The sequence below is a fragment of the Paracidovorax cattleyae genome (assembly GCF_900104515.1).
GTDB lineage: Bacteria > Pseudomonadota > Gammaproteobacteria > Burkholderiales > Burkholderiaceae_C > Paracidovorax > Paracidovorax cattleyae.
On the sequence record NZ_FNJL01000029.1, the window covers coordinates 1 to 24,993 of the forward strand.

The 24,993-nt window shown below is 68.8% G+C and carries 24 protein-coding genes and 1 pseudogene; 9 read left to right on the forward strand and 16 right to left on the reverse strand.

The features are described from left to right. The 12 genes from BLR05_RS26810 to BLR05_RS19950 form a co-directional block, all read right to left on the reverse strand. On the reverse strand, positions 1 to 290 hold a 290-nt coding region (locus tag BLR05_RS26810; RefSeq protein ID WP_244160139.1), incomplete at its 3' end, for a transposase. 18 nt (positions 291 to 308) lie between these two features. Further along, positions 309 to 611 carry a DUF6232 family protein gene (locus BLR05_RS19900; RefSeq protein WP_092837881.1) on the reverse strand — a complete coding sequence of 101 codons (303 nt, stop codon included), beginning with the start codon at positions 609 to 611 and terminating at the stop codon, positions 309 to 311. 194 nt (positions 612 to 805) lie between these two features. Next, a complete protein-coding gene (locus BLR05_RS19905) occupies positions 806 to 1,207 on the reverse strand; it encodes a hypothetical protein (protein ID WP_092837884.1) in 402 nt (133 codons plus the stop codon). Beyond that, positions 1,204 to 2,079 carry a DUF6402 family protein gene (locus BLR05_RS19910; protein ID WP_377778093.1) on the reverse strand — a complete coding sequence of 292 codons (876 nt, stop codon included), beginning with the start codon at positions 2,077 to 2,079 and terminating at the stop codon, positions 1,204 to 1,206. The genes BLR05_RS19905 and BLR05_RS19910 overlap by 4 nt, the downstream gene beginning before the upstream one ends. Positions 2,080 to 2,651: 572 nt before the next feature. After that, positions 2,652 to 3,353, reverse strand: a complete 702-nt coding sequence (ureG, locus tag BLR05_RS19915) for an urease accessory protein UreG (protein ID WP_092837890.1) — start codon at positions 3,351 to 3,353, stop codon at positions 2,652 to 2,654. Next, positions 3,350 to 4,048, reverse strand: a complete 699-nt coding sequence (locus tag BLR05_RS19920) for an urease accessory protein UreF (RefSeq protein ID WP_092837893.1) — start codon at positions 4,046 to 4,048, stop codon at positions 3,350 to 3,352. The genes ureG and BLR05_RS19920 overlap by 4 nt, the downstream gene beginning before the upstream one ends. Positions 4,049 to 4,112: 64 nt before the next feature. Next, the gene (ureE, locus tag BLR05_RS19925; protein WP_092837896.1) at positions 4,113 to 4,802 is read right to left on the reverse strand and encodes an urease accessory protein UreE; all 690 of its coding nucleotides are present in this window, start codon (positions 4,800 to 4,802) and stop codon (positions 4,113 to 4,115) included. Positions 4,803 to 4,899: 97 nt separating this feature from the next. Beyond that, positions 4,900 to 5,400, reverse strand: coding sequence for a GNAT family N-acetyltransferase (locus BLR05_RS19930; RefSeq protein WP_092837899.1), 501 nt, complete (start codon positions 5,398 to 5,400; stop codon positions 4,900 to 4,902). 8 nt (positions 5,401 to 5,408) lie between these two features. Continuing rightward, a complete protein-coding gene (gene ureC, locus BLR05_RS19935) occupies positions 5,409 to 7,127 on the reverse strand; it encodes an urease subunit alpha (RefSeq protein ID WP_092837902.1) in 1,719 nt (572 codons plus the stop codon). A 56-nt stretch (positions 7,128 to 7,183) separates the two neighbouring features. Then, positions 7,184 to 7,519, reverse strand: a complete 336-nt coding sequence (locus BLR05_RS19940) for an urease subunit beta (RefSeq protein ID WP_092837905.1) — start codon at positions 7,517 to 7,519, stop codon at positions 7,184 to 7,186. Between the two features lie 21 nt (positions 7,520 to 7,540). Further along, positions 7,541 to 8,134: a HupE/UreJ family protein gene (locus tag BLR05_RS19945; protein ID WP_092837908.1), complete on the reverse strand. Its 594-nt coding sequence runs from the start codon at positions 8,132 to 8,134 to the stop codon at positions 7,541 to 7,543. 49 nt (positions 8,135 to 8,183) lie between these two features. Further along, the gene (locus tag BLR05_RS19950; protein WP_092837911.1) at positions 8,184 to 8,486 is read right to left on the reverse strand and encodes an urease subunit gamma; all 303 of its coding nucleotides are present in this window, start codon (positions 8,484 to 8,486) and stop codon (positions 8,184 to 8,186) included. Positions 8,487 to 8,641: 155 nt separating this feature from the next. Here BLR05_RS19950 and BLR05_RS19955 point away from each other — a divergent pair, with 155 nt between their 5' ends. Genes BLR05_RS19955 through BLR05_RS19970 form a run of 4 tightly spaced genes read left to right on the forward strand, consistent with a single transcriptional unit; the run spans position 8,642 to position 16,163 of the window. Beyond that, positions 8,642 to 10,117, forward strand: coding sequence for a metallophosphoesterase (locus BLR05_RS19955; RefSeq protein WP_092837914.1), 1,476 nt, complete (start codon positions 8,642 to 8,644; stop codon positions 10,115 to 10,117). Continuing rightward, on the forward strand, positions 10,114 to 11,448 hold the full coding sequence (locus tag BLR05_RS19960) for a cytochrome-c peroxidase (protein ID WP_092837917.1): 1,335 nt from the start codon (positions 10,114 to 10,116) through the stop codon (positions 11,446 to 11,448). Before BLR05_RS19955 ends, BLR05_RS19960 begins: the two co-directional genes overlap by 4 nt. Positions 11,449 to 11,484: 36 nt before the next feature. Then, entirely contained in the window at positions 11,485 to 15,075 is a 3,591-nt protein-coding gene (locus tag BLR05_RS19965) for a hybrid sensor histidine kinase/response regulator (RefSeq protein ID WP_092837920.1), read from the forward strand. Between the two features lie 5 nt (positions 15,076 to 15,080). Continuing rightward, on the forward strand, positions 15,081 to 16,163 hold the full coding sequence (locus tag BLR05_RS19970; protein ID WP_092837923.1) for a response regulator transcription factor: 1,083 nt from the start codon (positions 15,081 to 15,083) through the stop codon (positions 16,161 to 16,163). Between the two features lie 37 nt (positions 16,164 to 16,200). On the opposite strand, the gene BLR05_RS19975 is transcribed toward BLR05_RS19970, so the two are convergent. Continuing rightward, positions 16,201 to 17,106 (reverse strand): LysR family transcriptional regulator, encoded by a 906-nt coding sequence (locus BLR05_RS19975; protein WP_092837927.1) that lies wholly within the window; start codon positions 17,104 to 17,106, stop codon positions 16,201 to 16,203. A gap of 104 nt (positions 17,107 to 17,210) precedes the next feature. On the opposite strand from BLR05_RS19975, the gene BLR05_RS19980 reads away from it, so the two are divergent. Further along, on the forward strand, positions 17,211 to 18,194 hold the full coding sequence (locus BLR05_RS19980) for an NAD-dependent epimerase/dehydratase family protein (protein WP_377778086.1): 984 nt from the start codon (positions 17,211 to 17,213) through the stop codon (positions 18,192 to 18,194). Positions 18,195 to 18,221: 27 nt separating this feature from the next. Here BLR05_RS19980 and BLR05_RS19985 read toward each other — a convergent pair whose 3' ends face one another. Beyond that, positions 18,222 to 18,548 carry a plasmid stabilization protein gene (locus tag BLR05_RS19985; RefSeq protein WP_092838050.1) on the reverse strand — a complete coding sequence of 109 codons (327 nt, stop codon included), beginning with the start codon at positions 18,546 to 18,548 and terminating at the stop codon, positions 18,222 to 18,224. Between the two features lie 430 nt (positions 18,549 to 18,978). On the opposite strand from BLR05_RS19985, the pseudogene BLR05_RS19990 reads away from it, so the two are divergent. From BLR05_RS19990 to lldD, 4 genes and pseudogenes are all read left to right on the forward strand, one after another. After that, positions 18,979 to 19,086 (forward strand): annotated as a pseudogene (locus BLR05_RS19990) (DUF2269 family protein); the annotation flags it as partial. Between the two features lie 239 nt (positions 19,087 to 19,325). Next, a complete protein-coding gene (gene lldP / locus BLR05_RS19995) occupies positions 19,326 to 21,002 on the forward strand; it encodes an L-lactate permease (RefSeq protein ID WP_092837933.1) in 1,677 nt (558 codons plus the stop codon). A 21-nt stretch (positions 21,003 to 21,023) separates the two neighbouring features. Continuing rightward, positions 21,024 to 21,803, forward strand: a complete 780-nt coding sequence (gene lldR / locus BLR05_RS20000) for a transcriptional regulator LldR (protein ID WP_092837936.1) — start codon at positions 21,024 to 21,026, stop codon at positions 21,801 to 21,803. 10 nt (positions 21,804 to 21,813) lie between these two features. After that, entirely contained in the window at positions 21,814 to 22,950 is a 1,137-nt protein-coding gene (gene lldD, locus BLR05_RS20005) for an FMN-dependent L-lactate dehydrogenase LldD (protein WP_092837939.1), read from the forward strand. Positions 22,951 to 23,045: 95 nt separating this feature from the next. Here the strand turns inward: lldD and BLR05_RS27770 are convergent, their stop codons facing one another. Together BLR05_RS27770 and BLR05_RS20015 are read right to left on the reverse strand one after the other, a co-directional pair. Continuing rightward, positions 23,046 to 23,594 carry a sensor histidine kinase gene (locus tag BLR05_RS27770; protein ID WP_092837942.1) on the reverse strand — a complete coding sequence of 183 codons (549 nt, stop codon included), beginning with the start codon at positions 23,592 to 23,594 and terminating at the stop codon, positions 23,046 to 23,048. A 241-nt stretch (positions 23,595 to 23,835) separates the two neighbouring features. Further along, positions 23,836 to 24,993: an FAD-dependent oxidoreductase gene (locus BLR05_RS20015; protein WP_092837945.1), complete on the reverse strand. Its 1,158-nt coding sequence runs from the start codon at positions 24,991 to 24,993 to the stop codon at positions 23,836 to 23,838.

The window sequence follows — 24,993 nt, forward strand, 5'->3', positions numbered from 1 at the left end:
CAAAAGCGCTGATAGCTCGCCCTGTCCAGCAACTGGTATTCCATCTGCTCGTCCGACAGGTTGTACAGGCGCTTCAAGACCAGGATGCGCACCATCACCTCGACGGGATAGGCCGGCCGACCACCCTTGCGGCCATCGCCGCGCTCGATGAGTGCATCCACCAGCCGCGCCAGCTCGGCGAAGTCGATGTGCCGCGCGATTACCTGCAACGGATCGCCCACTTCATCTCTCTTATGCTGGCGCGACGCCTCGGCAAACAGATCGAACTTCAAGGCGCTGCGAGGAGAGATCATGGTGAGGAGGACGGCTCAGGTCTTGTCGGTGAACAAGGGAGTGGCCGGGTTTTGAGAGGTTCCCATGATGTGATAGGTTTTCTTTTGTCTGTAGATGACATAGATGGCGATACCCGTGACAGGCACGCCGAAAAACGGATTGCTTATCAGACCTGCGAGACCCAGCAAGAGAAGCACGCAGCCCCACAACCGATTGGGCGGTACGGCGATTGGTTTGACTGACGTAACATTGCTCATGGCGAAAGTCTGTCCGTCCACAATGAATCGAGCGTTTGTGACTTTTACGCCATCGTACTCAAAGAACGTTTTTTCATTCATTTATATCCCTCTCTCTCTATTGCGGCCAGGCCCCTCTGTTGACGGGCTATTTCAAAATATTCATACCGGGCCCTCGTTGCGGAAACACACCCTCCAGGCATCGTCGCTGCTAATTTACTGCTGCGATCCAACACTCCGCCGCATCCGTTTCGCCGGGGAATATTGGCTTTCTTAAATTTCGGACTAAAAAATATTCAAGGCCTGTAAGCTGATTCAGGTAGTTTGGGGCAGTCTGTGCATTCCGGAGGGATGCCTTCAAAGACCACGTCCCTGCCCACCTGTACCACGTTCAGTGGAGGGTCGAACCACCAATACAGTTGCCCGTTCATCCACATGTCGACCACCTGGCTTTCTCCAAGAAGGACTTCAGGATCGTTTCTATACAGTCGAACAAAGGTCGGCATCTTCATGTCATGATGGATAATTCTCTGAATCAGGGATGCATCATAATACTCGATGCGATATACGTGGCGGGGGCTGATGGAGGTATTTGCCAGCTTGGGTTTTGATGCATGCCAAAAACCAAATGCCAAGACCGCCAGTATCATTGAAGCGAAAAACCAGCGAGCGGGTGATTTCTTTCGAACATCAGTCATATCGTGAATTTCTGCGGAATCGCTAAGCGTACTCGGTGAACATCAGATACCACCATGAAATCGCCACCTTTGTTGTTTTTGTTGCGCCATTTCTGGAAGTCGCTATTTTTGACGTAGTATTTCAAATTCGCTGCATCTTTGGGGTTTATGTCCGCAATGGTGTCTTCGATTTCGATGCTTAACCGAGTGGAAATTCCGCATTCCACGCCGTTGAATCCCCAGCACCCGAGAGGCTGCGATATGAATGATGAATCATTGAAATCGTAGGCATCGCGCAAATAGAAGCCCAGCTCGTCGATTTCAACGCTTGTAACGCCTGAGGAGGATATAACTATTCCTGAGACGGCCAGCTTGAGTTGCGATTCTCCCATGGCTCCATAGAAATCATCCATGGGATCGCTCGTCTTGCCCACTCCCACGAAGTTGACCTGGCTAAGATCGTCAAGCACTTTGGCTGGCTGGTTCAAGTTGCCGAAGCGCCAGCATTGGCCGATTCTTTGAGGCAGTTCTCTGACAATCCGCCGTTTCAAAAGTCCGATGCCTGCGGGACTGGCCCAATTGGCCTGCAGATGTGCAACGGCTGCCTTCACCCGGGAGAATTTCAACGCCCAAGCCATGGTGACGATGGTTTCATCAATCAGGGCGGGCGGGAGCTGGCTCAAGCGATTGCCCTCTGCGCTACGTTTCACGTCCAGCGGAAGTGCCAAGGGCGCACCGTTGAACCATCGCTCCATCAAGCTGGCGGCCACAGGCCAACCCAGCTTGGATCGCATTACTCCTGGAATATCGCGCAACTGAAAAATTTTTGTCTGATATTCTGGCTTTTGCTTTCTGGAGCTTCCTGAAACTGCATCAAATGCTTCATCTAACAAGTTTCTCATCAATTCCCCTCCCGAGAATGATATATTTTTTTGAAAACCCAGTTTCAATTGGCGCGTTGAGTGCGCAGTAGTGCAGCCAGAGACTGCCTGCTACAGAGGAGAAGCCATCCAGCCCCTCTCCAACTCTTGCGTTGCCGGGTGGACTATGCCTGAAGCCCCAGTACTGTTCAGTAACAAATGGATGGTTGAACGGCTCTAGGGACGCAGCCGATGGTGCCGGTACGCATCTGCACGACGCTGGTATTGGAGCTTATTGGCCGCGCAACGGGTAGCGGTCATGGAGCTGGCAAGACATGGCTCGGGAGCGCGCGTGGTGCGGTGACCTGACCTCCGGGCCTATGGACATGTCATGGAGGAGATGCAAGGACATTGGAATTACCGTCAACTCCAGCGTCGTGCGCGTCACATTCCTTGTCGAACACGTGAAGTCGCCGCAGTAAGGAGATTCACGTGTCCTATGGTCGCCGCGCTTCCAGAGTTGTGCATGTCACGCACAGCCGACTCTCGCCGGGTGCTGTACTCCTTACTAGGCAGTTCGGCCTCCACCCTGCCTCATGGCCCCCTCAACCCCGCCCCGCCTGCAACAACCCCTTCTTCTCGATGAACTCGATCACCTGGTCCAGCCCCTGCCGGGTCTTGAGGTTGGTCATCACGAACGGCTTGAGTCCCTGGGCGGTGGTGCGCATGCGGCGCGTGTCGGCCTCCATCACGTCCAGGTTCGCACCCACGTGCGGGGCGAGGTCGGTCTTGTTGATGACGAAGAGGTCGCTCTTGGTGATGCCGGGGCCGCCCTTGCGGGGGATCTTCTCGCCGGCGGCGACGTCGATCACGTAGATGGTGAGGTCGCTCAGCTCGGGGCTGAAGGTGGCGGCCAGGTTGTCGCCGCCGCTTTCGACGAAGACGATGTCGGCGTCGGGGTACTGGGCCAGCATGCGGTCGATGGCTTCGAGATTGATGGAGCAGTCCTCGCGGATGGCGGTGTGGGGACAGCCGCCGGTTTCCACGCCCATGATGCGTTCGGCGGGCAGGGCGCCGCTGACGGTGAGCAGGCGCTGGTCTTCCTTGGTGTAGATGTCGTTGGTGATGGCGACGAGGTCGTATTGGTCGCGCATGGCCTTGCAGAGCATCTCCAGGATGGTGGTCTTGCCGGAGCCGACGGGGCCGCCGATGCCCACGCGCAGCGGGGGCAGCGGCTTGGTGCGGTTCGGGACGTGGTGCAGGGGCGAGGTGGTGGTGGTGTTCGTATTCATGGTCATGGCGGTCATGAGCGGAAAAGGCGGGAGTACTGCGTTTCGTGGCGGGCCGAGAGCACGGCCAGCATGGGGGAGAAGGCCTGGCGCTGCGCGTCGCCCAGTTGCATGGCATGGGCCACGGCGCCGGGGATGGCGGCGGCGAGCCGCGCGAGGATGCGCTGGCCGGCGCTCTGGCCCAGGGGCACGGCCTTGATGGCGGCCTGGACCATGTTCTCGGCCCAGCCGAAGGCGCAGGCGAGCAGCACGTCTTCGGAGCGGGCCTGGGTGCGCGCGGCGGCCAGGGCGAATGCCACGGGGTAGGTGGGCGGCAGGGCGGCGAGGCGGGCGACGTCGGCCAGGGCCTCCGGATCGCCCGCGTGCTGGTTGCGCAGCCAGTCGGCGAGGGAACGGCCCATCTGCTCGGTCTGCAGGCGCAGCTCGCTGGTCTCGCGGGTGTGCAGCACCCAGTCGTTGAGGGCGCGCACGCGCTCCGCATCGCCCGCGCGCCAGGCAGTGAGGGCCTGGTGGACGACGGCGAGGTCGCCGCGGGCCTGGGTGAGCATCAGCTGTTCCTGCAGCCAGGCGGCGGCGGCTGATTCGGTAGTCACGCCCGCGCATTCGACGGCGATCTCCAGGCCTTCGGAATACGAGAAACCGCCCACGGGCAGGGCGGGCGAGGCGAGCCAGATGAGCTGCAGCAGGCTGGCCGCGGGCAGGGCCCGCGGCATCGATGCCGGACCGGGCGCTGCAGGACCGGAAGGGGCGGGATCGAGTACAGGCGCCATGCGCGCGTCAGCGGGCGAGGGAATGCGGATGGGCGTGGCCATGGTCCTGGCCGTGGTCATGGTGGTGGCCGCAGTCGTGATCGTGGTCGCAGCCTTCGGCTTCGTGGCCGTGCTCATGGCCTGGTGCGTGCGTGCCGTGGCCGTGGCTGTGCGCGTGGCCATGGTCATGGCCGTGATCGTGCCCGTGGCTGTGGGCCGCATGTCCGTGGTCGTGTCCGTGCGCATGGCCGTGCCCGTGCCCGCCCGCGGCATACGCGCCGCCTTCGGGCTCGAACGGCGCCTGCTGCTCGGTGACGATGAGGTGCATGGCGCGCAGCATGTCGGCGAGCACGTGGTCGGGTTCGATCTGCAGGTGGTCCGGGCGCAGCTCGATCGGCACGTGGCGGTTGCCCAGGTGGTAGGCGGCGCGGATGAGGTCGAAGGGCGTGCCGTGCTGCGTGCAGTGGGTGATGCGCAGCACGGCCTGGGGCGCGGCGAGCACGCGGACCATGCTGCCGTCCTCGGCCACGAGCACGTCGCCGCCGCGCACGACGGTGCCGCGGGGCAGGAAGACGCCCAGTTCGCGCCCGGTGGCGTCGGTGGCGGCGAAGCGGCTTTTCTGGCGCACGTCCCAGTCGAGTTCGACGGTGGCGGCGCGCTTGAGCAGGACGGGGGCGAGGCCGTGGCCCTGGGTAAGGAGTTTGTTGGCGGTCAGCATGTCGGGGTCCTGGGCGGCGAAAACGCCATTCTGCGGCCTGGCGGCCCGTCCTGGGAGCGCGCGGCCGGCCGGCGGGCGCCTGGCGGGTGCGTGTCCGTCAGAGCGCGCGTGTCATGAAGTGGCTGGCGGGGTCGGGGCCGTAGCTGCCGAACGGTGCGCAGTCTTCGAAGCCGTGGCGGGCATAGAGCGCGCGGGCCGGCGCGAAGAAGGGCTGGCTGCCCGTCTCCAGGCTGATGCGCGCGTGGCCTGCGGCGCGTGCCTCGGCAAGGGCGTGGGCCAGCATGCGGGCGGCGATGCCCTGGCCGCGCAGGGCGGCGGCCGTGCGCATCGACTTGAGTTCCGCATGGCCCGCATCCAGCCGCTTGAGCGCGACGGTGCCGGCCAGGTGGTCGCCTTGCGGCGTTTCCAGCCAGGCGCTCCAGAAGCGGATCTCCGGGCGGCGCAGGCCGTCCAGGTCGAGCGCGTGCACGCTCTCGGGGGGCGAGACGCGGCGCATGTCGGCCAGGTGCTCCTCCAGGAAGACGGCGATGCGCGGATCGCTCAGGTCGTCCAGGCGGATGCGCAGGGCGGCCGTGGCGGCGTCGGGGCGTGCGTCCATCGGCCGGCTCAGAAAAGGAAGTAGCGCTGCGCCAGCGGCAGCCGGGTGGCGGGCTCGCAGGTGAGCAGCTGGCCGTCGGCGCGCACGGTGTAGGTCTGCGCGTCGATCTCCATGCGCGGGGTGTAGCTGTTGTGCACCATGTGCTGCTTGCGAACGCCGCGCACGCCGCGCACGGCGCTCAGCGGCTTGGCGAGGCCGAAGCGCTCGCCCACGCCGGCCGCCAGGCCCGCCTGCGAGACGAAGGTGAGCGAGGAGCGGGCCAGGGAGCCGCCGAAGGCGCCGAACATGGGGCGGTAGTGCACGGGCTGCGGCGTGGGGATGGAGGCGTTCGGGTCGCCCATGGCGGCCAGGGCGATGCTGCCGCCCTTGAGGACCAATGCCGGCTTCACGCCGAAGAAGGCGGGCTTCCAGATGACGATGTCGGCCCACTTGCCGACCTCCAGGCTGCCCACGTCGTGGGCGATGCCGTGGGCGATCGCGGGGTTGATCGTGTATTTGGCGACGTAGCGCTTGATGCGGTGGTTGTCGTTGCGGGGGCCGTCCTCGGGCAGGGCGCCGCGCTGCTGCTTCATCTTGTCGGCCGTCTGCCATGTGCGCAGGATGACCTCGCCCACGCGGCCCATGGCCTGGCTGTCGCTGCTCATCATGCTGATGGCGCCCAGGTCGTGCAGGATGTCCTCGGCGGCGATGGTTTCCTTGCGGATGCGGCTTTCGGCGAAGGCCAGGTCTTCGGCGATGGAGGCGTCCAGGTGGTGGCACACCATGAGCATGTCCACGTGCTCGTCCAGCGTGTTGCGCGTGTAGGGCATGGTGGGATTGGTGGAGGAGGGCAGGAAGTTGTCCTCGCCCACCACGCGCAGGATGTCCGGCGCATGGCCCCCGCCCGCGCCTTCGGTATGGAAGGCGCAGATGCCGCGCCCGCCGACGGCGGCGATGGTGTTTTCGACGAAGCCGCTCTCGTTGAGCGTGTCGGAGTGGATGGCCACCTGGGTGTCGGTGGCATCGGCCACGTCCAGGCAGTTGCTGATGGCCGAGGGCGTGGTGCCCCAGTCCTCATGCAGCTTGAGGCCGATCACGCCGGCCTCGATCTGCTCGTGCAGCGCGGCGGGCAGGCTGGCATTGCCCTTGCCGAGGAAGCCGATGTTCATCGGGAAGGCGTCGGCCGCCTGCAGCATGCGCTCGATGTGCCAGGGGCCGGGCGTGGAGGTGGTGGCCAGCGTGCCGGTGGCCGGGCCGGTACCGCCGCCGAGCATGGTGGTGACGCCGGAGGCCAGCGCCTCCTCGATCTGCTGGGGGCAGATGAAGTGGATGTGGCTGTCGATGCCGCCGGCGGTGACGATGTTGCCTTCGCAGCTGATGATCTCGGTGCCGGGGCCGATCACGATGTCCACGCCGGGCTGGGTGTCCGGGTTGCCGGCCTTGCCGATGGCGGCGACGCGGCCGTCCTTGAGGCCGATGTCGGCCTTGACGATGCCCCAGTGGTCGATGACGAGGGCGTTGGTGAGCACGGTGTCCATCGCGCCTTCGGCACGGGTGCGCTGGCTCTGGGCCATGCCGTCGCGGATGGTCTTGCCGCCGCCGAACTTGACTTCCTCGCCGTAGCCGCCGGCGCGCAGGGTGAAGTCCTGCTCGACTTCGGCGACGAGGCCGGTGTCGGCCAGCCGCACGCGGTCGCCCACGGTGGGGCCGAACATTTCCGCATAGGCGCGGCGGGATACGGTGGCCATGGTGTGGTCTTGCCTTTCCGGGGGGCGTGGATTGGTGCGTGATGGGGCGGAGCCGATCAGGACTGCTGCGGCAGATCGGGGGTGGTGTCCAGCGGGCCCTGGGTGTCGCCGCGGAAGCCGTACACGGTGCGGCTGCCGGCGTAGTCCACCAGTTCGACGGTGCGCTGCTGGCCGGGCTCGAAGCGCACGGCGGTGCCCGAGGTGATGTTCAGCCGCATGCCGCGCGCGGCCGCGCGGTCGAAATCGAGTGCGCCGTTGGTTTCGGCGAAGTGGTAGTGCGAGCCGACCTGGATGGGCCGGTCGGCGCTGTTGCGCACCACCAGGGTGGCGGTGCGCCGGCAGGGATTGAGTGGGTGCTCGCCGTCATCGACCAGCAGTTCGCCCGGGACCATGGTGCGCTCCTCGGGTTGCGTTCAGGCCAGGCCGCCCAGCAGGGCGAGGCCGAAGAGGCCGACGGCGGCGCCGGCCGCGCGCGGCAGCCAGCGGTTCGCGCCGCGCAGGGCCACGCCCAGGCCGATGCCGCCGGCATGCAGGGCCACGGTGGCGGCGAGCATGCCGGCCAGGGTGGGCAGGGCTGCGCCGTCGCCGGCCAGTTCGTGGCCGTGGGCGATGCCGTGGAAGACGGCGAAGACGCCGACCAGCGCCGCGGCGGCGGGCGCGGGGAGGCGGCGCTGCGTGGCGACCAGCAGGCCCAGCACCAGCAGCGAGACGGCGATCATGGGCTCCACCGCGGGCAGCGACAGGCCTGCGAGGCCCGCGAGCGCACCCGCCAGCAGCATGCCGGCGAAGCCCAGGGGTGCTGCCAGCAGTTCGCGGCGGCTGCGTGCGGCCAGGGCGCTCCAGAGGCCTACGGCCACCATGGCGGCCAGGTGGTCCATGCCGGTCAGCGGGTGCAGGAACCCGGCGGTGAAGCCATGGTGGTGGCCGGCATCCGCACCGGTGTGGGCCAGCGCCGGCAGCGTGGCGGCCGCGAGCAGGGCGGGCAGGAGGGAACGGGCAAGGCGCATGGGGAGGCTCCGGGGCAGAGGGAAGGGGGGAAGGGCGGGGCAGTCCGCGTCAGGCGATGGGCTGGTGGACGGTGACGAGCTTGGTGCCGTCCGGGAAGGTGGCTTCGACCTGGATGTCCGAGATCATTTCCGGCACGCCGTCCATCACGTCGCCGCGCGTGAGGACTTCGCGGCCCTCGCTCATGAGCTGGGCCACGGTCTTGCCGTCGCGGGCGCCCTCCAGGACGGCCGCGGAGATCAGGGCCACCGCCTCCGGGTAGTTGAGCTTGAGGCCGCGCGCCTTGCGGCGTTCGGCCAGCAGCGCGGCGGTGAAGAGAAGCAGCTTGTCTTTTTCCCGGGGGGTCAGTTCCATGGGTGGTTCCGTCGGTCGCCTCAACTGGGGCGGACATCGTAAAGCAGGAATCCTGCCAACGGGACCGGCAGCGGGTGTCACGCGGATGTAACTCGCTGTTACTAGGATGCGACCCGACCCCACGATCGGCCCGGCTTGAAAGAAAGACACACCACATGCAGGCATCCCGCTGGATTTCCCCCTTCGGAGCGGCGCTCGCCATGGGAGGTGCGCTCACCCTGTCCGGCTGCGACGGCGGCGGCTCCGGTATCACGGCCGATGCCGCGAGCGCACCGGCCAACATCCAGGCCGCCTGGGTGGTGGTGGGCGAAGGCAGCCATGCCACGGCCCGGGTGGTCACCAGCTACGCGCTGCCTGCCGGCTCGGCCGCGGGCACCAGCGTCTGCCCCCGGATCGTGGTGGACAACCAGCCCAGCCGCATGGCGCTGCGCGTGGGCGCCGGCACGGTGGCGCAGCGGACCACCGCGAGCGATCCGTCCGACTCGAAGCCTTCGGAGTTTCCCGTGTCGGTCTGCGAGACGGCGCTGCCCGATTCGGCACGCCAGGTCACCGTGGCCGACCGCACCCTGCCGCTGCCGAAGGCGCAGCCGCAGCGCGTGCTGCTGATCGCCGACACGGGCTGCCGGCTCAAGAAAGCGGACAACGCTTGGCAGCCCTGCAGCGATCCCGTGGCCTGGCCCTTCGGCACCGTCGCCGCGACGGCCGCCGCGATGGCGCCGGACCTGGTGCTGCACATCGGCGACTACCACTACCGCGAAAACGCCTGCCCCGGCGACGTGGCCGGCTGCAAGGGCAGTCCCTGGGGCTATGGCTGGGACACCTGGCAGGCGGACTTCTTCCAGCCTGCCGCGCCACTGCTGGCCGGCGCGCCCTGGATCATGGCACGCGGCAACCATGAGGAGTGCGGGCGCGCCGGGCAGGGCTGGTTCCGCTTCCTGGACCCGCGCGCCTACAGCGAGCAGAGCTCCTGCAACCTGCCGGCCAACGACAACGTGGGCAACTATTCCGAGCCCTATGCCGTGGCCCTGGGCGGGGACACGCAGGTGATCGTGTTCGATTCGGCCAAGACGGGCAAGACGGCGCTCAAGAGCACGGACCTGCAGTTCGGCATCTACCAGAAGCAGTTCCAGAGCGTGGCCGCCCTGGCGGCCAAGGCCGGCGTGGCGACCAACATCTTCACCAACCACCACCCGATCCTGGCCTTCGCGCCGGTGGCCGGCAGCACGCCCGCGCCGGGCAACGCAGCGCTGCAGTCGGCCATGGTCGGCCTCTACCAGCAGGCCTACTATCCGCCGGGCGTGCATGTCGCGCTCCACGGCCACGTGCACGATTTCCAGGCCATCAATTTCGCATCGGGCCATCCGGCGACGCTGGTGACCGGCAACGCGGGCGACAACCTCGACGTGGCGCTGCCCGATCCGCTGCCGGCCAGCGCCTCGCCCGCGCCGGGCACCACCATCGACCGCATCACGCACCACGCGAGCTTCGGCTTCGCGATGATGGAGCGCCGCGCGTCGCCCGCGACCGGCTGGACCTTCAAGGCCTACACGACCACCGGCAAGCTGCTGGCCACCTGCCAGCAGTCCGGCCGCACGCTGGCGTGCGACAAGACGGGCTTCCTGGCGCCGTGACGGCAGATTGGCGGAGCCGGCTGGCGGCCGTCGCGCTGGCGTGGCTGCCCCTGGCGGCGCCCGCGGTCATGCCGGGGGCGCCCGGGGTGCCCGAGACCCGGGTCGTGCTGCTGCCGGGCGTGCCGGCCCAGGCGGTGGTGGGCTGGGTGGGGCGCACGCCCCAGGTGGCCTCGCGGGTGGACCCGACCCGGGCCGTGTTCGCCCCCGACCCGGAACTGGTGCGCCTGGGCGAGAGGCTGTTCAACGACCCGCGGCTGTCGCGGCCGCGCGGGATGTCGTGCGCGGCCTGCCACGACCCGGGGCAGGCCTTCGGGCCCACCCTGGCCACGCCCCGCGCGCTGGCCGGGCCGGGCACCTCCGAAGGCAGCCGGGCCGGGCGCTTCGGCGCGCGCACGGCACCCTCGCTGCTCTACGTGCGCTACGTGCCGCGCCGCCATTTCTACCAGGACGACGACGCGCCCTTCGCCTCGCCCTTCGGCGGCCTGTTCGCCGACGGGCGGGCCGACACGCTGGCCGGGCAGATCCGCGGCCCCCTGCTGGACCCGCGCGAGATGAACAACGGCACCCCGGCGCAACTGCTGCGCTCGGCGCAGCGCAGCGGCCTGGCGGCGGAGCTGGCGCCGCGCTTCGGCACCGCGGTGCAGCGCGACCCCGAGGCGCTGCTGCGCGCCCTGGGCGCGGCATTGCAGGCCTTCCTGCAGAGCGACGCCATGGCGCCGTTCAGCTCGCGCTTCGACGACTACCTGCGCGGCCAGGGCACGCTGTCGCCGGCCGAGCAGCGCGGCCTGGTGCTGTTCCGCAATCCGGACAAGGGCAATTGCGCTTCCTGCCACACCCTGGCGGAGACCGCGTCGCGGCCCGAGCGGTCGCTGTTCACCGATTTCGGGTACGACGCGATCGCCGTGCCGCGCAACCGACGGCTGGCGGACAACCGCGATCCGCGCCACTTCGATACCGGGCTGGACGCCACGGCGCGGCGCCTGGGCTGGCCGGAGCCGGGGCAGTGGTGCGCCTACCTGCGCACGCCGGGGCTGCGCAACGTGGCGGTGCGCCCGCGTTTCATGCACAACGCGGTGTTCGGCGACCTGCGCGACGCGGTGGCGTTCTACAACACGCGCTCCACCGACCCCGCGCACTGGTATGCCGGCGGCCGGCCCTTCGACGACGTGCCGCAGGAGTGCCGCGGCAATGTCAACGTCAATTCGCCGCCCATGAACCGGCGTGCGGGCACCGCGGCGGCGCTCTCCGGCGCGGAGATCGACGACCTCGTCGCCTTCCTGCGCAGCCTGACCGACAAGGCCTACGCCGGCCGCATGCCCCCGGCGCGCTGAAGGCGTGCAGCGCTGCGGGCAGGGCAGGTGGCATGAATGCTGCACCTGCGGGGCGTGCCATCCGCCCCCGTTTCCACTTCCCTGCCACCGCATGACGCCGCAGAAGGCGAGGCGCCGCAGCGCATCGTCAAGGTGCGCCGCGACTACAACAGCTGGGTGGGCAGCGAGACGCTGGAGGACTATGCGCTGCGCTTCACGCCGCAGCGCTTCCGCAAGTGGTCCGCCTGGCGGGTAGCCAACACGGCTTTCGGGGCGGCCTCGTTCCTGATCCTGGAGGCGGTGGGGGCCACGCTGCTGGTGCAGTACGGCTTCGCCAACGCCTTCTGGGCCATCCTGGCGACGGGGCTCATCATCTTCCTGGCCGGCATGCCCATCAGCGCCTGCGCGGCGCGCTACGGGGTGGACATGGACCTGCTCACGCGCGGGGCGGGCTTCGGCTACATCGGCTCGACCATCACCTCGCTGATCTACGCGAGCTTCACCTTCGTCTTCTTCGCGCTGGAGGCCGCGGTGATGGCCTATGCGCTGGAACTGGCGCTGGACATTCCGCCGGCGTGGGGCTATGTGCTCTGCGCGCTGGTGGTGATTCCGCTCGTGACGCACGGCGTCTCGGCCATCAGCCGGCTGCAGGTGTGGACGCAGCCGGTCTGGCTGGTGATGCTGCTGGTGCCGTTCGGCTACGTGCTGGCGCGCGATCCTGGTGCATTCGCAGGCATTGCGCACTACTCCGGGGATCGCGGCGGCTCGGCGGCGTTCGACCTGCACCTTTTCGGCGCAGCGCTCACGGTGGGCATCGCCCTCATCACCCAGATGGGGGAGCAGGCCGACTACCTGCGCTTCATGCCGGCGCGCACGCGCGCGAACCGGTGGCGCTGGTGGGCCGGGGTGCTGGCCGGCGGGCCGGGCTGGGTGGTGCTGGGCGTGTTCAAGATGCTGGGCGGCGCGCTGCTGGCCTACCTGGCGATCACCCTGAGCGTGCCGCCCGAGCGGGCCGTGGACCCCAACCAGATGTACCTGGCCGCCTACGGTTACGTGTTCGCCGACTACCGCTGGGCCGTGGCGGCCACGGCGCTCTTCGTGGTGGTGTCGCAGATCAAGATCAACGTGACCAATGCCTACGCGGGCTCTCTCGCGTGGAGCAACTTCTTCTCGCGCCTCACGCACAGCCACCCGGGGCGGGTGGTGTGGGTGGTGTTCAACACGCTCATCGCCTTCATGCTGATGGAGATGAACGTGTTCACCGCGCTGGGGCAGGTGCTGGGCCTGTACTCCAATATCGCCATCGCCTGGATGATGGCCGTGGTGGCCGACCTGGTGGTGAACAAGCCGCTGGGGCTGTCGCCGCCGGGCATCGAGTTCAAGCGCGCGCACCTGTACGACGTCAACCCGGTGGGCGTGGGGGCGATGGCGTTGGCTTCGCTGCTCTCGGTGGTGGCGCACCTGGGGCTGTTCGGGCTGATGGCGCAGGCGTTCTCGGCGGTGATCGCGATGGTGACGGCCTTCGTCGCGGCGCCCGCCATCGCCTGGGCGACGGGCGGGCGCTACTACCTGGCGCGCACGGCGCCGCCGCAGGCCGGCGGCAGGGGGGGCTGCGAGGGCTGCAGCGGCGGTGGAGCGGCCTCAGCCTCAGCCACGGCCGCGCTGCCCGCCATGCTGCGCTGCGTGGTCTGCGAGCGCGAATACGAGGCGCCGGACATGGCGCACTGCCCCGCCTACCGGGGCCACATCTGCTCGCTGTGCTGCACGCTGGATGCCCGCTGCGGCGACATGTGCAAGCCCCATGCGCACCTGGCCGTGCAGTGGGCCGGGGCGCTGCGCTGGCTGCTGCCGCGCAGCGCGTGGCGGCTGCTGGATTCCGGGCTGGGGCATTTCCTGCTGCTGATGCTGGTGATCGCGCCGCTGCTGGCGGCGGTGTTCGGGCTTTTCTACCACCAGGAGACGCAGGTCCTGGGCGTGCCGGGCACCGGAGCTGCGCCGCTGCGCTCGGGGCTGCTGAAGGCCTACCTGGCGCTGCTGGTCATCTCGGGCATCGTGGCCTGGTGGCTGGTGCTCGCCCACAAGAGCCGCAAGGTGGCGCAGGAGGAGTCGAACCGGCAGACCCACCTGCTGCAGCGCGAGATCGCCCTGCACCGGCAGACCGACCAGGCCTTGCAGGAGGCCCGCCGCACCGCCGAACAGGCGCGCGGCGTGGCCGAGGAGGCGCGCGAGGAGGCCGAGCAGGCCCGGCGCCTGGCTGACCAGGCCAACCAGGCCAAAAGCCGCTACATCAGCGCCATCAGCCACGAGCTGCGCACGCCGCTCAACAGCATCCTGGGCTACGCGCAGCTGATGGGCGAGGACGCTTCGGTACCGCCGCACCGCCGGCAGGCCGTGGGCGTGATCCGGCGCGGCGGAGAGCACCTGCTGACGCTGATCGAGGGCACGCTCGACATCGCCCGCATCGAGAGCGGCAAGCTCACGCTGCAGGTGCGGCCCATGCGCTTCGCCGACTGCCTGCACGAGATGGTCGAGATGTTCGAGCCCCAGGCCCGCGCCAGGGGGCTGGCGTTCCGCTTCGATGCGCAGGGCGTGCTGCCCGAGGTGGTGCGCGGCGACGACAAGCGCGTGCGGCAGATCCTCATCAACCTGATCGGCAATGCCATCAAGTTCACCGCCGCCGGCCACGTGCGCCTGGGCGTGCGGCATGCGCGCGAACTGGCCCTGATCGAGATCGAGGACAGCGGACCGGGCCTGACCGAGGCCGAGCGCGCCAGCATCTTCGAGCCCTTCGAGCGCGGCGCGGCCAGCAGCCAGGGCGCGGCGCCCGGCGCGGGCCTGGGGCTGACCATCGCCAAGATGCTGACCGAGCTGATGGGCGGCGAGATGACCGTGACCAGCAGCCCCGGCGCCGGCGCGCTGTTCCGCATCCGGCTCTTCCTGCCCGAAGTCCACCCCGGCGCCCTGGGCGCCTCCGAGCAGCGCGCCGCCGGCCCGCGGCCCGCGCGCCGCGGCTATGCCGGCCCGCGCCGCCGCCTGCTGGTGGTGGACAACGAAGAGCCCGACCGCGAGCTGCTGGTGCAGTTGCTGGCACCGCTGGGCTTCGAACTGCGCACCGCCGCCAGCGGGCACGACGCGCTGGACCTGCTGGCCGCCGGCTACCGGCCCGACGTGGTCTTCATGGACCTGGCCATGCCCGGCATCGACGGCTGGGAGACCATCCGGCGCCTGCGCGCGGCCGGCCAGACGCAGGCGCACGTCGCCGTGGTCTCGGCCAACGCCTTCGACAAGGGGCTGGATAACGACGTGGGCATCAGGCCCGAGGATTTCATCGTCAAGCCGGTGCGCCACAGCGAACTGCTGGACTGGCTGGAGCGGCGCCTGGCCCTGCAGTGGCTGGAGGAGGAGAGTGTCGCTCCCCCGGCAGCGCCTGCGCCGCCCGCCGCCGGCCCTGCCGAGGCCCTGCCCGGCGCCGCGCTGCTGGCCCCGCTGGCCGAGGCCGTGGAGCTGGGCTACTACCGCGGCGTGATGGCCCAATTGGCCGAGATCGAGGCCGCGCAGCCCGAATGCGCCGGCTGGGTGGCCCGGGCGCGCGCGCTGGCGCGGCAGTTCCAGTTCGAGGCGCTGGCCCGCCTCATGGCATCCTCCTGATCCCGATGACCGACCTGCCTTCGCCTTCCGCCCCCCATGCCCCGGCCGCCGGCCGCGCCGCGCCGCTGTTGGACAGCGACAGCGCCGGCCTGGTGCTGATCGTGGACGACGTGCCCGACAACCTGGCCGTGCTGCACGATGCGCTGGACGAATCCGGCTACACGGTGCTGGTCGCCACCAGCGGCGAGACCGCATTGGCCCGCGCCGCCCAGGCCATGCCCGACGTGGTGCTGCTCGACGCCATGATGCCCGGCATGGACGGCTTCGAGGTCGCGCGCCGCCTGAAGGCCCAGCCGGCCACCGCGCACATCCCCATCATCTTCATGACCGGGCTCACCGAGACCGAGCACCTGGAGGCCGCCCTGGCCGCGGGCGGGGTGGACTACGTGACCAAGCCCATCAAGCCGCGCGAGGTGCTGGCGCGCATGCATGTCCACCTGCAGGGCGCGCGGCGGGCCCGGCAGGACATGCGCCAGGCGGGCCAGGCGCGCAATGCGCTGGATGCCTTCGGCTATGCCAGCATCACCGTGCGCGCCAGCGACGGGCGGCTGATGTGGCAGACCGCGCTGGCGCGCACGCTGCTGCGCGCGTATTTCAGTGCCGAGGGCGCGCAGGGCGGGGAGGGCGCGGAGGCCACGGCCGATCCGGTGGCCGTGCCGCTGCCCGTGGCCGAATGGCTGCGGGCCCAGCTTCCGCAGGTGCCGGCCTTCGCGGCGCAGCAGATCGAGCCGCCGCGCCTGGTGGTGGAGCGCGGCGCGCGGCGCCTGTCGTTCAGCCTGCACCAGCAGACCGGCGACAGCGAGGGCGGCGGCGACTGGCTGGTGGTGATGCGCGAGGTGTCCGACGCTGCGGTGATCGAGGCGCTGGCGCTGGGCTTCCGGCTCACCGCGCGCGAGGCCGAGGTGCTCTACTGGCTGCTCAAGGGCAAGACCAACCGCGACATCGGCGACATCCTGGGATCGAGCCCCGCCACGGTGAAAAAGCACCTGGAGCGCGTCTATGTGAAGCTGGGCGTGGAAACGCGCACCGCCGCCGCGGGCATCGCCATGGCGCGCATCCGGCAGACGCATCCGCAGTTCGAAGGCTGAGGGCCGGCGTCCCCCGCTACTGGTCCCCGGCGTGCCCTCAGCGCGTCGCCATGTGGGCCAGCATGCCGTTCACCAGGGCGTCGAACGTGACACGGCAGCGCGGGCTGCTGCGCAGGTCTTCGTGCATGGTGACCCAGGTTTCCATGGGCACGGTGAGGCCGCGGGGCATCAGGCGCACCAGGTCGGGGGAGCGCCGCGCCAGCGGAACCTGGCACATCCCGATGCCGGCGCCCGCGCGGATCAGCGCCAGCTGTGCGAGGTTGCTGTCGCTGCGCAGCGAGAACATGTGGCGCCGCAGCCCTTTCAGCGAGCCCTCGACCTGGCGGATGAAGGCGGTGGCCTGGTCGTAGCCGATGAGCGTGTGCGCGGCCAGCTGCTCGAGGTTGCGCGGCGTGCCGTGCCGCTCGAGGTAGTCCCGCCGCGCATGCAGGCCCACGTCGATGTGCCCCAGGCGCCGCGCCACCAGTTGCTCCTGCCGGGGCGTGGCCATGCGCACGGCGATGTCGGCCTCGCGGTGCAGCAGGTCCTGCACGCGGTCGGTCAGCACCAGCTCGACGGACAGGGCCGGGTGCGCGCTCCGCAGCGCGGCGATCACGGGCGGCAGCACCTCCACCCCGATCACGTCGCTGCAACCCACCCGCACGGTCCCCCGGACACCACCCTCCGGGCCGCCCTGGCTGGCAGCCGTGCGTTCGAGGGATGCCGCCAGGCTGGCCATCGCCCGGGCCTGCGGATGCAGCGCCTGTGCCGCGTCCGTGGGCATCAGCCCCGTGGGCGACCGGGTGAAGAGGGGGATGCCCAGCGCCTTCTCCAGCGATTCCACATGGCGCCCCGCCGTGGGTTGGGTGATGCCCAGCGCGCGCGCCGCGCCCGATAGCGATCCTTCGGTCAGCACGGCCAGGAAGGTGCGGTAGAGCTCCCAGCCGATATTCGTCTTGGCCATGCATAAATGTATGGCTGTTGCCTCATGCTCTGCAATTCATTTTGAACCCGGCTGTCCGCAGAATCGGCTCCATCGGCCCTGGTGGCCTCGACAAGGAGATGGAAATGGGGGATCGTTGCAGGACAGCCCTGGTGCTGGGCGCTACCGGGGGCATCGGGGGCGAGGTGGCGCGGCAATTGCTCGGCGCGGGGTGGACGGTGCATGCACTGGCGCGCGGCGGCGCCCCGGCGGCACCGTGCGGCGAGGGGATCGTCTGGTTCCGGGGGGATGCCATGCGCCGGGACGACGTGGCGCGGGCCGCGCAGGGGTGTTCGGCCATCGTGCATGCCGTCAACCCTCCCGGCTACCGCGACTGGGACACCCTGGTCATGCCGATGGTCGAGAACACCATCGCCGCTGCGGCAGCGCTGGGGGCGACCATCGTGTTGCCGGGCACGGTGTACAACTTCGGGCCCGATGCATTCCCGTGCGTCACCGAGGGCGCCCCCCAGCGTCCTGCCACCCGCAAGGGCGCCATCCGGGTGCGGATGGAAGAGCGGCTCGACGCCGCCAGCCGGCAGGGGTGCCGCGCCATCATCGTGCGGGCCGGCGATTTCTTCGGGCCGAAGCCGGGCAACAGCTGGTTCTCGCAGGGCCTGGTCCGCCCGGGGCGGCCCGTGGCGTCGGTCTCGAACCCGGCGCGGCCGGGCGTGGGGCACCAGTGGGCCTACCTGCCCGACGTGGCGCGCACCATGGTGGCCCTGCTGGAGCGGCGCGCATCGCTCGCGGCGTTCGAGCGGTTCCACGTGGCCGGCCACTGGGATGCCACCGGCCTGCAGATGGCCGAGGCCATCCGGCGGGTGGTGCAGCGGCGTTGCGGCACCGTGCCGCGCGTGGCCCGCACGCCGTGGTGGCTGCTGCGCCTCGCCGCCCCCTTCGTGCCCACGCTGCGCGAGATGATGGAGATGCGCTACCTGTGGGAGCAGCCCGTGCGCATGGACAACAACCGCCTGCTGGAGGTGCTCGGCCATGAACCGCACACCCCGCTCGACGAGGCGGTGGAGGCGTCGCTGGACGGCCTGGGCTGCCTGGCGCCGGCGGGCCGGTAGCCGCGACGGTGGCGGCCGTCGCGGCGATCAGCGCCCTACGGCCTTCTGCAGTTCGGCCTTGTTCATCTTCGAACGGCCGGCAATGTTCTTCTTGCGCGCCTCTTCGTAGAGCTGCTCGCGCGTGCGGCCCTGCGCACCGGTGTGCGAGCGCTGGCCGCCCCGCACGGGCGCAGGCGTGTCGTGCACGGTCTTCGGATTGGCCTTCTTCGCCTCTCCGTGCTGGGCACGCTCCTTGTTGACGGTGCGCGCCGCGATCTGCTCGGCCGTCTTCTCGCTGCGGCCGCGCTCCTCGAGGCTGTCCTTGATGTGTTCGTACTGGCGCTCGCGCTTGTCGCTCCAGGCGGCTCGGGGCATGGTGGACTCCTTGGCGTTGTCGGAAAAAGGAAAAACGGGAAAGACCCTTGCGCTATCTGACAGCCTGCGTCGTCCCGCGCATGTCGGCGCCGCGGGCATGCCTCCGTAGGACGCGGCATCACCGTGCCGGGGACACGGCTTGCCGTGCCAGCGCACCATGCCGCGCAATGCCGGGTCGCCCCAGATCCGGTGGCTCACGGTATTGACGGGCGTGATGGCGCCGCGGGCCTGGTGCCGTCCCGCCCACAGCAGGGCCAGGGCGGAGAGCGCGCTGGCGCAGCTGCCGGCGATGGCGCCCTCGCGCAAGGCGCGTTTCCAGTCGATGGGCCTGCGGACCTCCTGGGCACCTCATTGCCCCCCGCGCGCCGGCCCGCATGTCGGAGGGCACGGCAACCGCATGCAGGCGCATGCATTCACGCGAAAGGTTTCCATGGAGTATTTCGTCGCCAGGTGGCTGCACGTCCTCTCGTCCACGGTCCTGTTCGGCACGGGCATCGGGACGGCGTTCTACCTGCTGGTCGCGGTGCTGGGCCGCGACCAGCCCATTGCGCCGGCCTGCTCGCCGTGGGATGGATGAGTCTCAAATTGGTATTACCAATTCACGGCGATGCGGTATGATTTCCGTTTGCTCGCGGGTTTACTCTGTTTGTTGAGGCGCGATGCGTCTTCGAGAATGCGCTCCGTTGCGTTGGTTGGTTTTATTGGTCATACCAATTTGGTGTGCTTGCAGACCCATTGCAACGGCGTCTTCTCTTTTCTCTTTCACACCGTCCCGCCATGCAAACCCTCTGGCAACAGAACTACGACCCCGCCGGAAACATCTGGATTTCCGCGCTGGTGGCGCTCATTCCCATCGTCTTCTTCTTCCTCGCGCTGACCCGCCTGCGCCTGAAGGGCTACCAGGCGGGCACGATCACCGTGGTGCTGTCGCTGGGCGTGGCACTGCTTTTCTACCGGATGCCGGCGAGCGCCGCGCTGGCCTCGGCCGTGTATGGCTTCCTGTACGGCCTGTGGCCGATCGCCTGGATCATCGTGGCCGCGGTGTTCCTCTACAAGATTTCGGTGGCGACGGGGCAGTTCGCGGTCATACGCTCGTCGATCCTCTCCGTCACGGAGGACCAGCGGCTGCAGCTCATCCTGGTGGGCTTCTGCTTCGGGGCGTTCCTGGAGGGCGCGGCGGGCTTCGGAGCCCCCGTGGCCATCACCGCGGCGCTGCTGGTGGGGCTGGGCTTCAAGCCGCTCTACGCCGCCGGCCTGTGCCTGATCGCCAACACGGCCCCCGTGGCGTTCGGCGCGATGGGCATCCCGATCATCGTGGCGGGCCAGGTGTCGGGCGTGGACGCCTTCGCCATCGGCCAGATGGCCGGCCGGCAGCTGCCGTTCATGACGGTGATCGTGCTGTTCTGGATCATGGCGATCATGGACGGATGGCGCGGCGTGAAGGAAACCTGGCCCGCCGTGCTGGTGGGCGGGGGATCGTTCGCGCTCATGCAGTTCCTCACGGCCAACTACATCGGCCCCGAGCTGCCGGACATCACCTCCGCCATCGTCTCGCTGGTGGCGCTGACGCTGTTCCTGAAAGTCTGGCAGCCCCGGCGCATCTTCCGCTTCGAGGAGGAGCCCGCTGCCACCGGTGCGCGGCCCGCGGCCGGCGTCTCCAGCGGCGTGCCGCTCACGGCGGGCGCGGTCTTCAAGGCCTGGTCGCCCTTCATCATCCTCACCGCGGTGGTCACGCTCTGGAGCCTCAAGCCCTTCAAGGCGCTGTTCGCGGCGCAGGGCGCGCTCGCCTCCACGGTGGTCAACATTCCCGTACCCTTCCTGCACAACCTGGTCGAGAAGGTGCCCCCGGTGGTCGCCTCGGCGGCGCCCTACGGCGCGGTCTACACCTTCAACTGGCTGTCCGCCACCGGCACGGCCATCCTGATCGCCGCGCTGGTCACGATCGCTTCCACGCGCCTGTCGCCTGCGAAGGCGATGGCGACGCTCGGCGAGACCTTCAGGGAACTGGCCGTGCCGATCTATTCCATCGGCATGGTGCTGGCCTTCGCGTTCATCGCCAACTACTCCGGCCTCTCGGCCACACTGGCGCTGGCCCTGGCGCACACGGGCCATGCCTTCACGTTCTTCTCGCCGTTCCTCGGCTGGATCGGCGTGTTCCTGACGGGCTCGGACACCTCGGCCAACGCGCTGTTCGCCGCGCTGCAGGCCACCACCGCGCAGCAGCTCGGCCTGCCGCAGGTGCTGACGGTGGCGGCGAACACCACGGGCGGCGTCACCGGCAAGATGATCTCGCCGCAGTCCATCGCCATCGCCTGCGCGGCCGTGGGGCTGGCCGGGCGCGAGTCGGACCTGTTCCGCTTCACGGTGAAGCACAGCCTGGTCTTCGCGGCCATCATCGGCATCATCACGACGCTGCAAGCCTATGTGTTTCCGTGGATGATCCCCGGCCATTGACACCACCCTCCGAGGTTTGACATGCGCCTGGCCGATCACGTCGTCGAGAAACTGCTTTCCCTGGTGCAGGCCCGCGGGCTGCAGGCCGGGCAGCGGCTGCCGGCGGAGCGGCAGCTGGCGGACGAGCTGGGCGTGTCGCGCACCTCCATCCGCGAGGCGATCCAGAAGCTTGTCAGCCAGGGCGTGCTGGCCAGCCGGCGCGGCGACGGCACCTACGTGCAGGCAGGCGGCTCGGCGGAGTGGCTGCAGCCCGCGGTGGCGCCGCTCACGCGGCTGATGGAGTCGGATCCGCACTACCGCTATGACGTGCTGGAAACCCGCCATGCACTGGAAAGCAGCACCGCCTGGCTGGCCGCCCAGCGCGCCACGGCCGAGGACAAGGACCGCATCCGGCGCTGCTTCGACGTGATGGTGCAGCACCAGCAGAGCGGCAATGCCGAGCTGGCAGCGCGCGCCGATGCGCAGTTCCACCTGGCGATTGCCGAGGCGTCTCACAACCTGGTGCTGGTGCAGGTGATGCACAGCCTGTTCACCATGGTGCTGTCCACCGTCGAGCGCAACCGCCACGACATGTTCCGCCTGAGCGAGCCCGTCACCATGCAGGCGCTCACCGCGCAGCACCAGGGCCTCATGCAGGCCATTCTCGACAGCGACCCGCAGCGTGCCCGCCAGTGCATCGGCGAGCACCTGGAGCACGTGCGCGCCACCATCCAGCGCCTGGACGAGGACCGGGCCCGCCGCGAGCGCTCCACGCGCATGCCGGTGGACGCGGGCCCCGCGCCGCTGCTGCCCCCCCATTGACCCGACGACCATGATCATCTCTTCCACCGCCGACTACCGCGAAGCCGCGCGCAAGCGCCTGCCGCCTTTCCTGTTCCACTACATCGACGGCGGCGCCTATGCCGAGCAGACCCTGCGCCGCAACGTCGAGGACCTGGCCGCGGTGGCGTTGCGCCAGCGCGTGCTCAGGGACATGAGCCGCCTCGACACCGGCATCGAGCTGTTCGGCGAGAAGTTCTCCATCCCCGTCGCGCTGGCGCCCGTGGGCCTGACGGGCATGTACGCGCGGCGCGGCGAGGTGCAGGCCGCGCGCGCGGCCGACCGGCACGGCGTGCCGTTCACCATGTCCAGCGTCTCGGTCTGCCCGATCGAGGAAGTGGCGCCGAAGCTCGGCCGTCCGATGTGGTTCCAGCTCTACGTGCTCAAGGACCGCGGCTTCATGAAGAACGCGCTGGAGCGCGCCCAGGCGGCGGGCTGCACGGCGCTGGTCTTCACCGTGGACATGCCCGTGCCCGGCGCGCGCTACCGCGACGCGCATTCCGGCATGAGTGGCCCCAACGCCGCGCTGCGCCGCTACTGGCAGGCCGCCACGCACCCGCGCTGGGCCTGGGACGTGGGCGCGCTGGGCCGCCCGCACGACCTGGGCAACATCTCCGCCTACCTCGGCAAGCCCACGGGCCTGGCCGACTACATGGGCTACCTGGGCTCCAACTTCGATCCCTCCATTTCGTGGAAGGACCTGGAGTGGATCCGCGCGTTCTGGAAGGGACCCATGCTCATCAAGGGCATCCTGGACCCGGAGGACGCGAAGGACGCCGTGCGCTTCGGCGCGGACGGCATCATCGTCTCCAACCACGGCGGCCGGCAGCTCGACGGCGTGCTCTCCTCGGCGCACGCGCTGCCGCCCATCGCCGATGCGGTGAAGGGCCGGATCAAGATCCTGGCCGACTCGGGTATCCGCAACGGCCTGGACGTGGTGCGCACCATCGCGCTCGGCGCCGACGCCGCGATGATCGGACGCGCCTTCATCTACGCACTGGCCGCGGCGGGCGAGGCCGGCGTGAAGCACGTGCTGGAACTGCTGGAAAAGGAGATGCGCGTGGCGATGACGCTCATCAGCGCCGCGAAGGTGTCCGACATCACGGGGGACCTGCTGGTGAAGGCCTGAATGCCTGAACGTAACCCCACGCGCGGGGGTACACGGTCCCTTCTTCCTCCTTGGCGCCGTGTCACCGGCGTGCGCGACTGCGTGGTGGACAGGGCTTATTTCGACCAGTGCGCGGCCGCCGCCGGAGCGAACGGCGGCAAGGCCGGAAGCATCGACACCGGCAAGGACGAAAGCGTGGCCAGCCGGCGGGCCCTGGATTCCTGCGAGAAGAAGGCGGGGGCGAAGTGCCCGGTGCTATGCGTCGAATGCACCAGGCCGCTGTGCATCAAGTACCAGGCCCGATGCTTCTTGCAATGGCCCGTGGCGTCGCCGTGGTGGGCGCGTGCGATCTGCCGCGCAATGAGCAGTCCCAGCCCCAGGTGCGCGCGGTCCGCGCCCTGTCCATGACGCCCGCGCCGAAGCGGCTCGAACAGATCGTCGATGCTCTCCGGATCCAGTTCACCCGGGTTTTCGACCGAGATGGCCACCCCGTTTGCGGTGCCATTGACATTGACCGTGATGGTTGCCCCGGCGTCTCCGTGCTTGACGGCGTTGGAAACGAAATTGCCGAGCGCCTCCCGCACCCTGGAAGCGTCGCAGGTTCCCTCCGCCGGCCCTTGTGCCGAAAACTCGATCTGCGCGTGCGGATGGGCGAGGCGCTGCAATTGAACCTCCCGCTTTGCGCACGCATCAATCCATGGGTTTGCGCCGAACCCTGCGTTGAATCGGATGGCGCGTTGCCGTGCGACTTTCCAATCCGCTGTTTCCTGCTTTGCGGGGTCTGTCCTTCACTGGCATAAGCATCACCTCCGGGATGCTGCTTGGAATGCATTTTTCCGAAACAACGGTGGCCGTCACCTGCGGCGGACGTGCCTGCGTCGGCCAGGCCGGGCCCGGGTGAATAAGTCAGCGAACCGGAAAGAGTTCCACCACGCTCGCCGGTGCACGGCTGCCGAAGAAGTTCTGGTGATTCTTCGCCGTTTCCCGGGCGAAAGCGGCGCTGCGGGGGAACAGCGCTTGCTCGTACATGGCAAGCGCTGCCTCCATGTCACCGGAGTGGTCCCGTATCGCAAGGGCCAGTTCGGCCCCGTCATGGATGGCGAGATTGGCGCCCTTGCCGGCGAACGGCGACATCAAGTGGGCGGCATCGCCCACGAGCGTAATGCCGGGCGTGCGTTCCCACCGATGGTCCACCGGCAAGGCATGGATCAGGCGCACGATGGGTGGCGTATCGCTTTCGGTGACCAGTGCACGAAGCGGCGGGGCCCATCCCCTGAATTCCTCGGCCACCTGCTGCAGGGCTGATGCCGGATCACCGAAATCCACTGCGGCAATCCATGACTCGGGCTTGTTCAAGGCGATATAGGTATGCAGTGTGCCGTTCGCGTGGTGATGGGCAAGGATGGCTTTGCCTGGCTCGGCAGCCATCAGCGTACCGCCCCCGATGGCGTCGGCGCTCGCTTTGTGCCGGGCAGGGCCATCGAAGAGGCGCGTTTCGATGAAGGCCGTGCCAACGTAATCGGGCGTTGCCGCAGAAACCAGCGGCCGGACTCTCGACCACGCGCCATCCGCACCCACGAGCAGGTCGGCCATGGCTGTCGAGCCGCCCGCAAATACCAGTTCGTGCGATCCCCCGGGGCGGCGGAGGGCATGGGCGAGCTTGCAACCCCACCGGATGCCACCCGAAGGAAGCGACTCGATGAGAAGCCGGCGCAACGCGCCCCTGTCCACCTCAGGCCTGGCCGTCCCGCCGGTGCCCGGCTTGTCCAGCAGAACGGTGTTGTGTTTGTCGACCACCCGCTTGGCGTCTTCCCCGGGAAGCGTGAGGGCCAGGAAGGCGTCGTACAGGCCGGCAGCCCTGAGACCGGGCTGCCCGCTGTCGTCGTGAATGTCCAGCAAGCCACCTTGCGCTCGCGCTGTCGGCGATGCTTCGCTCTCATAAATGGTGGCGGGTATGCCGTTGACGCGCAGCACACGCGCAAGCGTCAAGCCTCCCAGGCCGGCCCCCACGATGGCTATGCGAGGGCTGCTGGAGGACGTCGGTGCTTTGAAGCGGCTGTACAT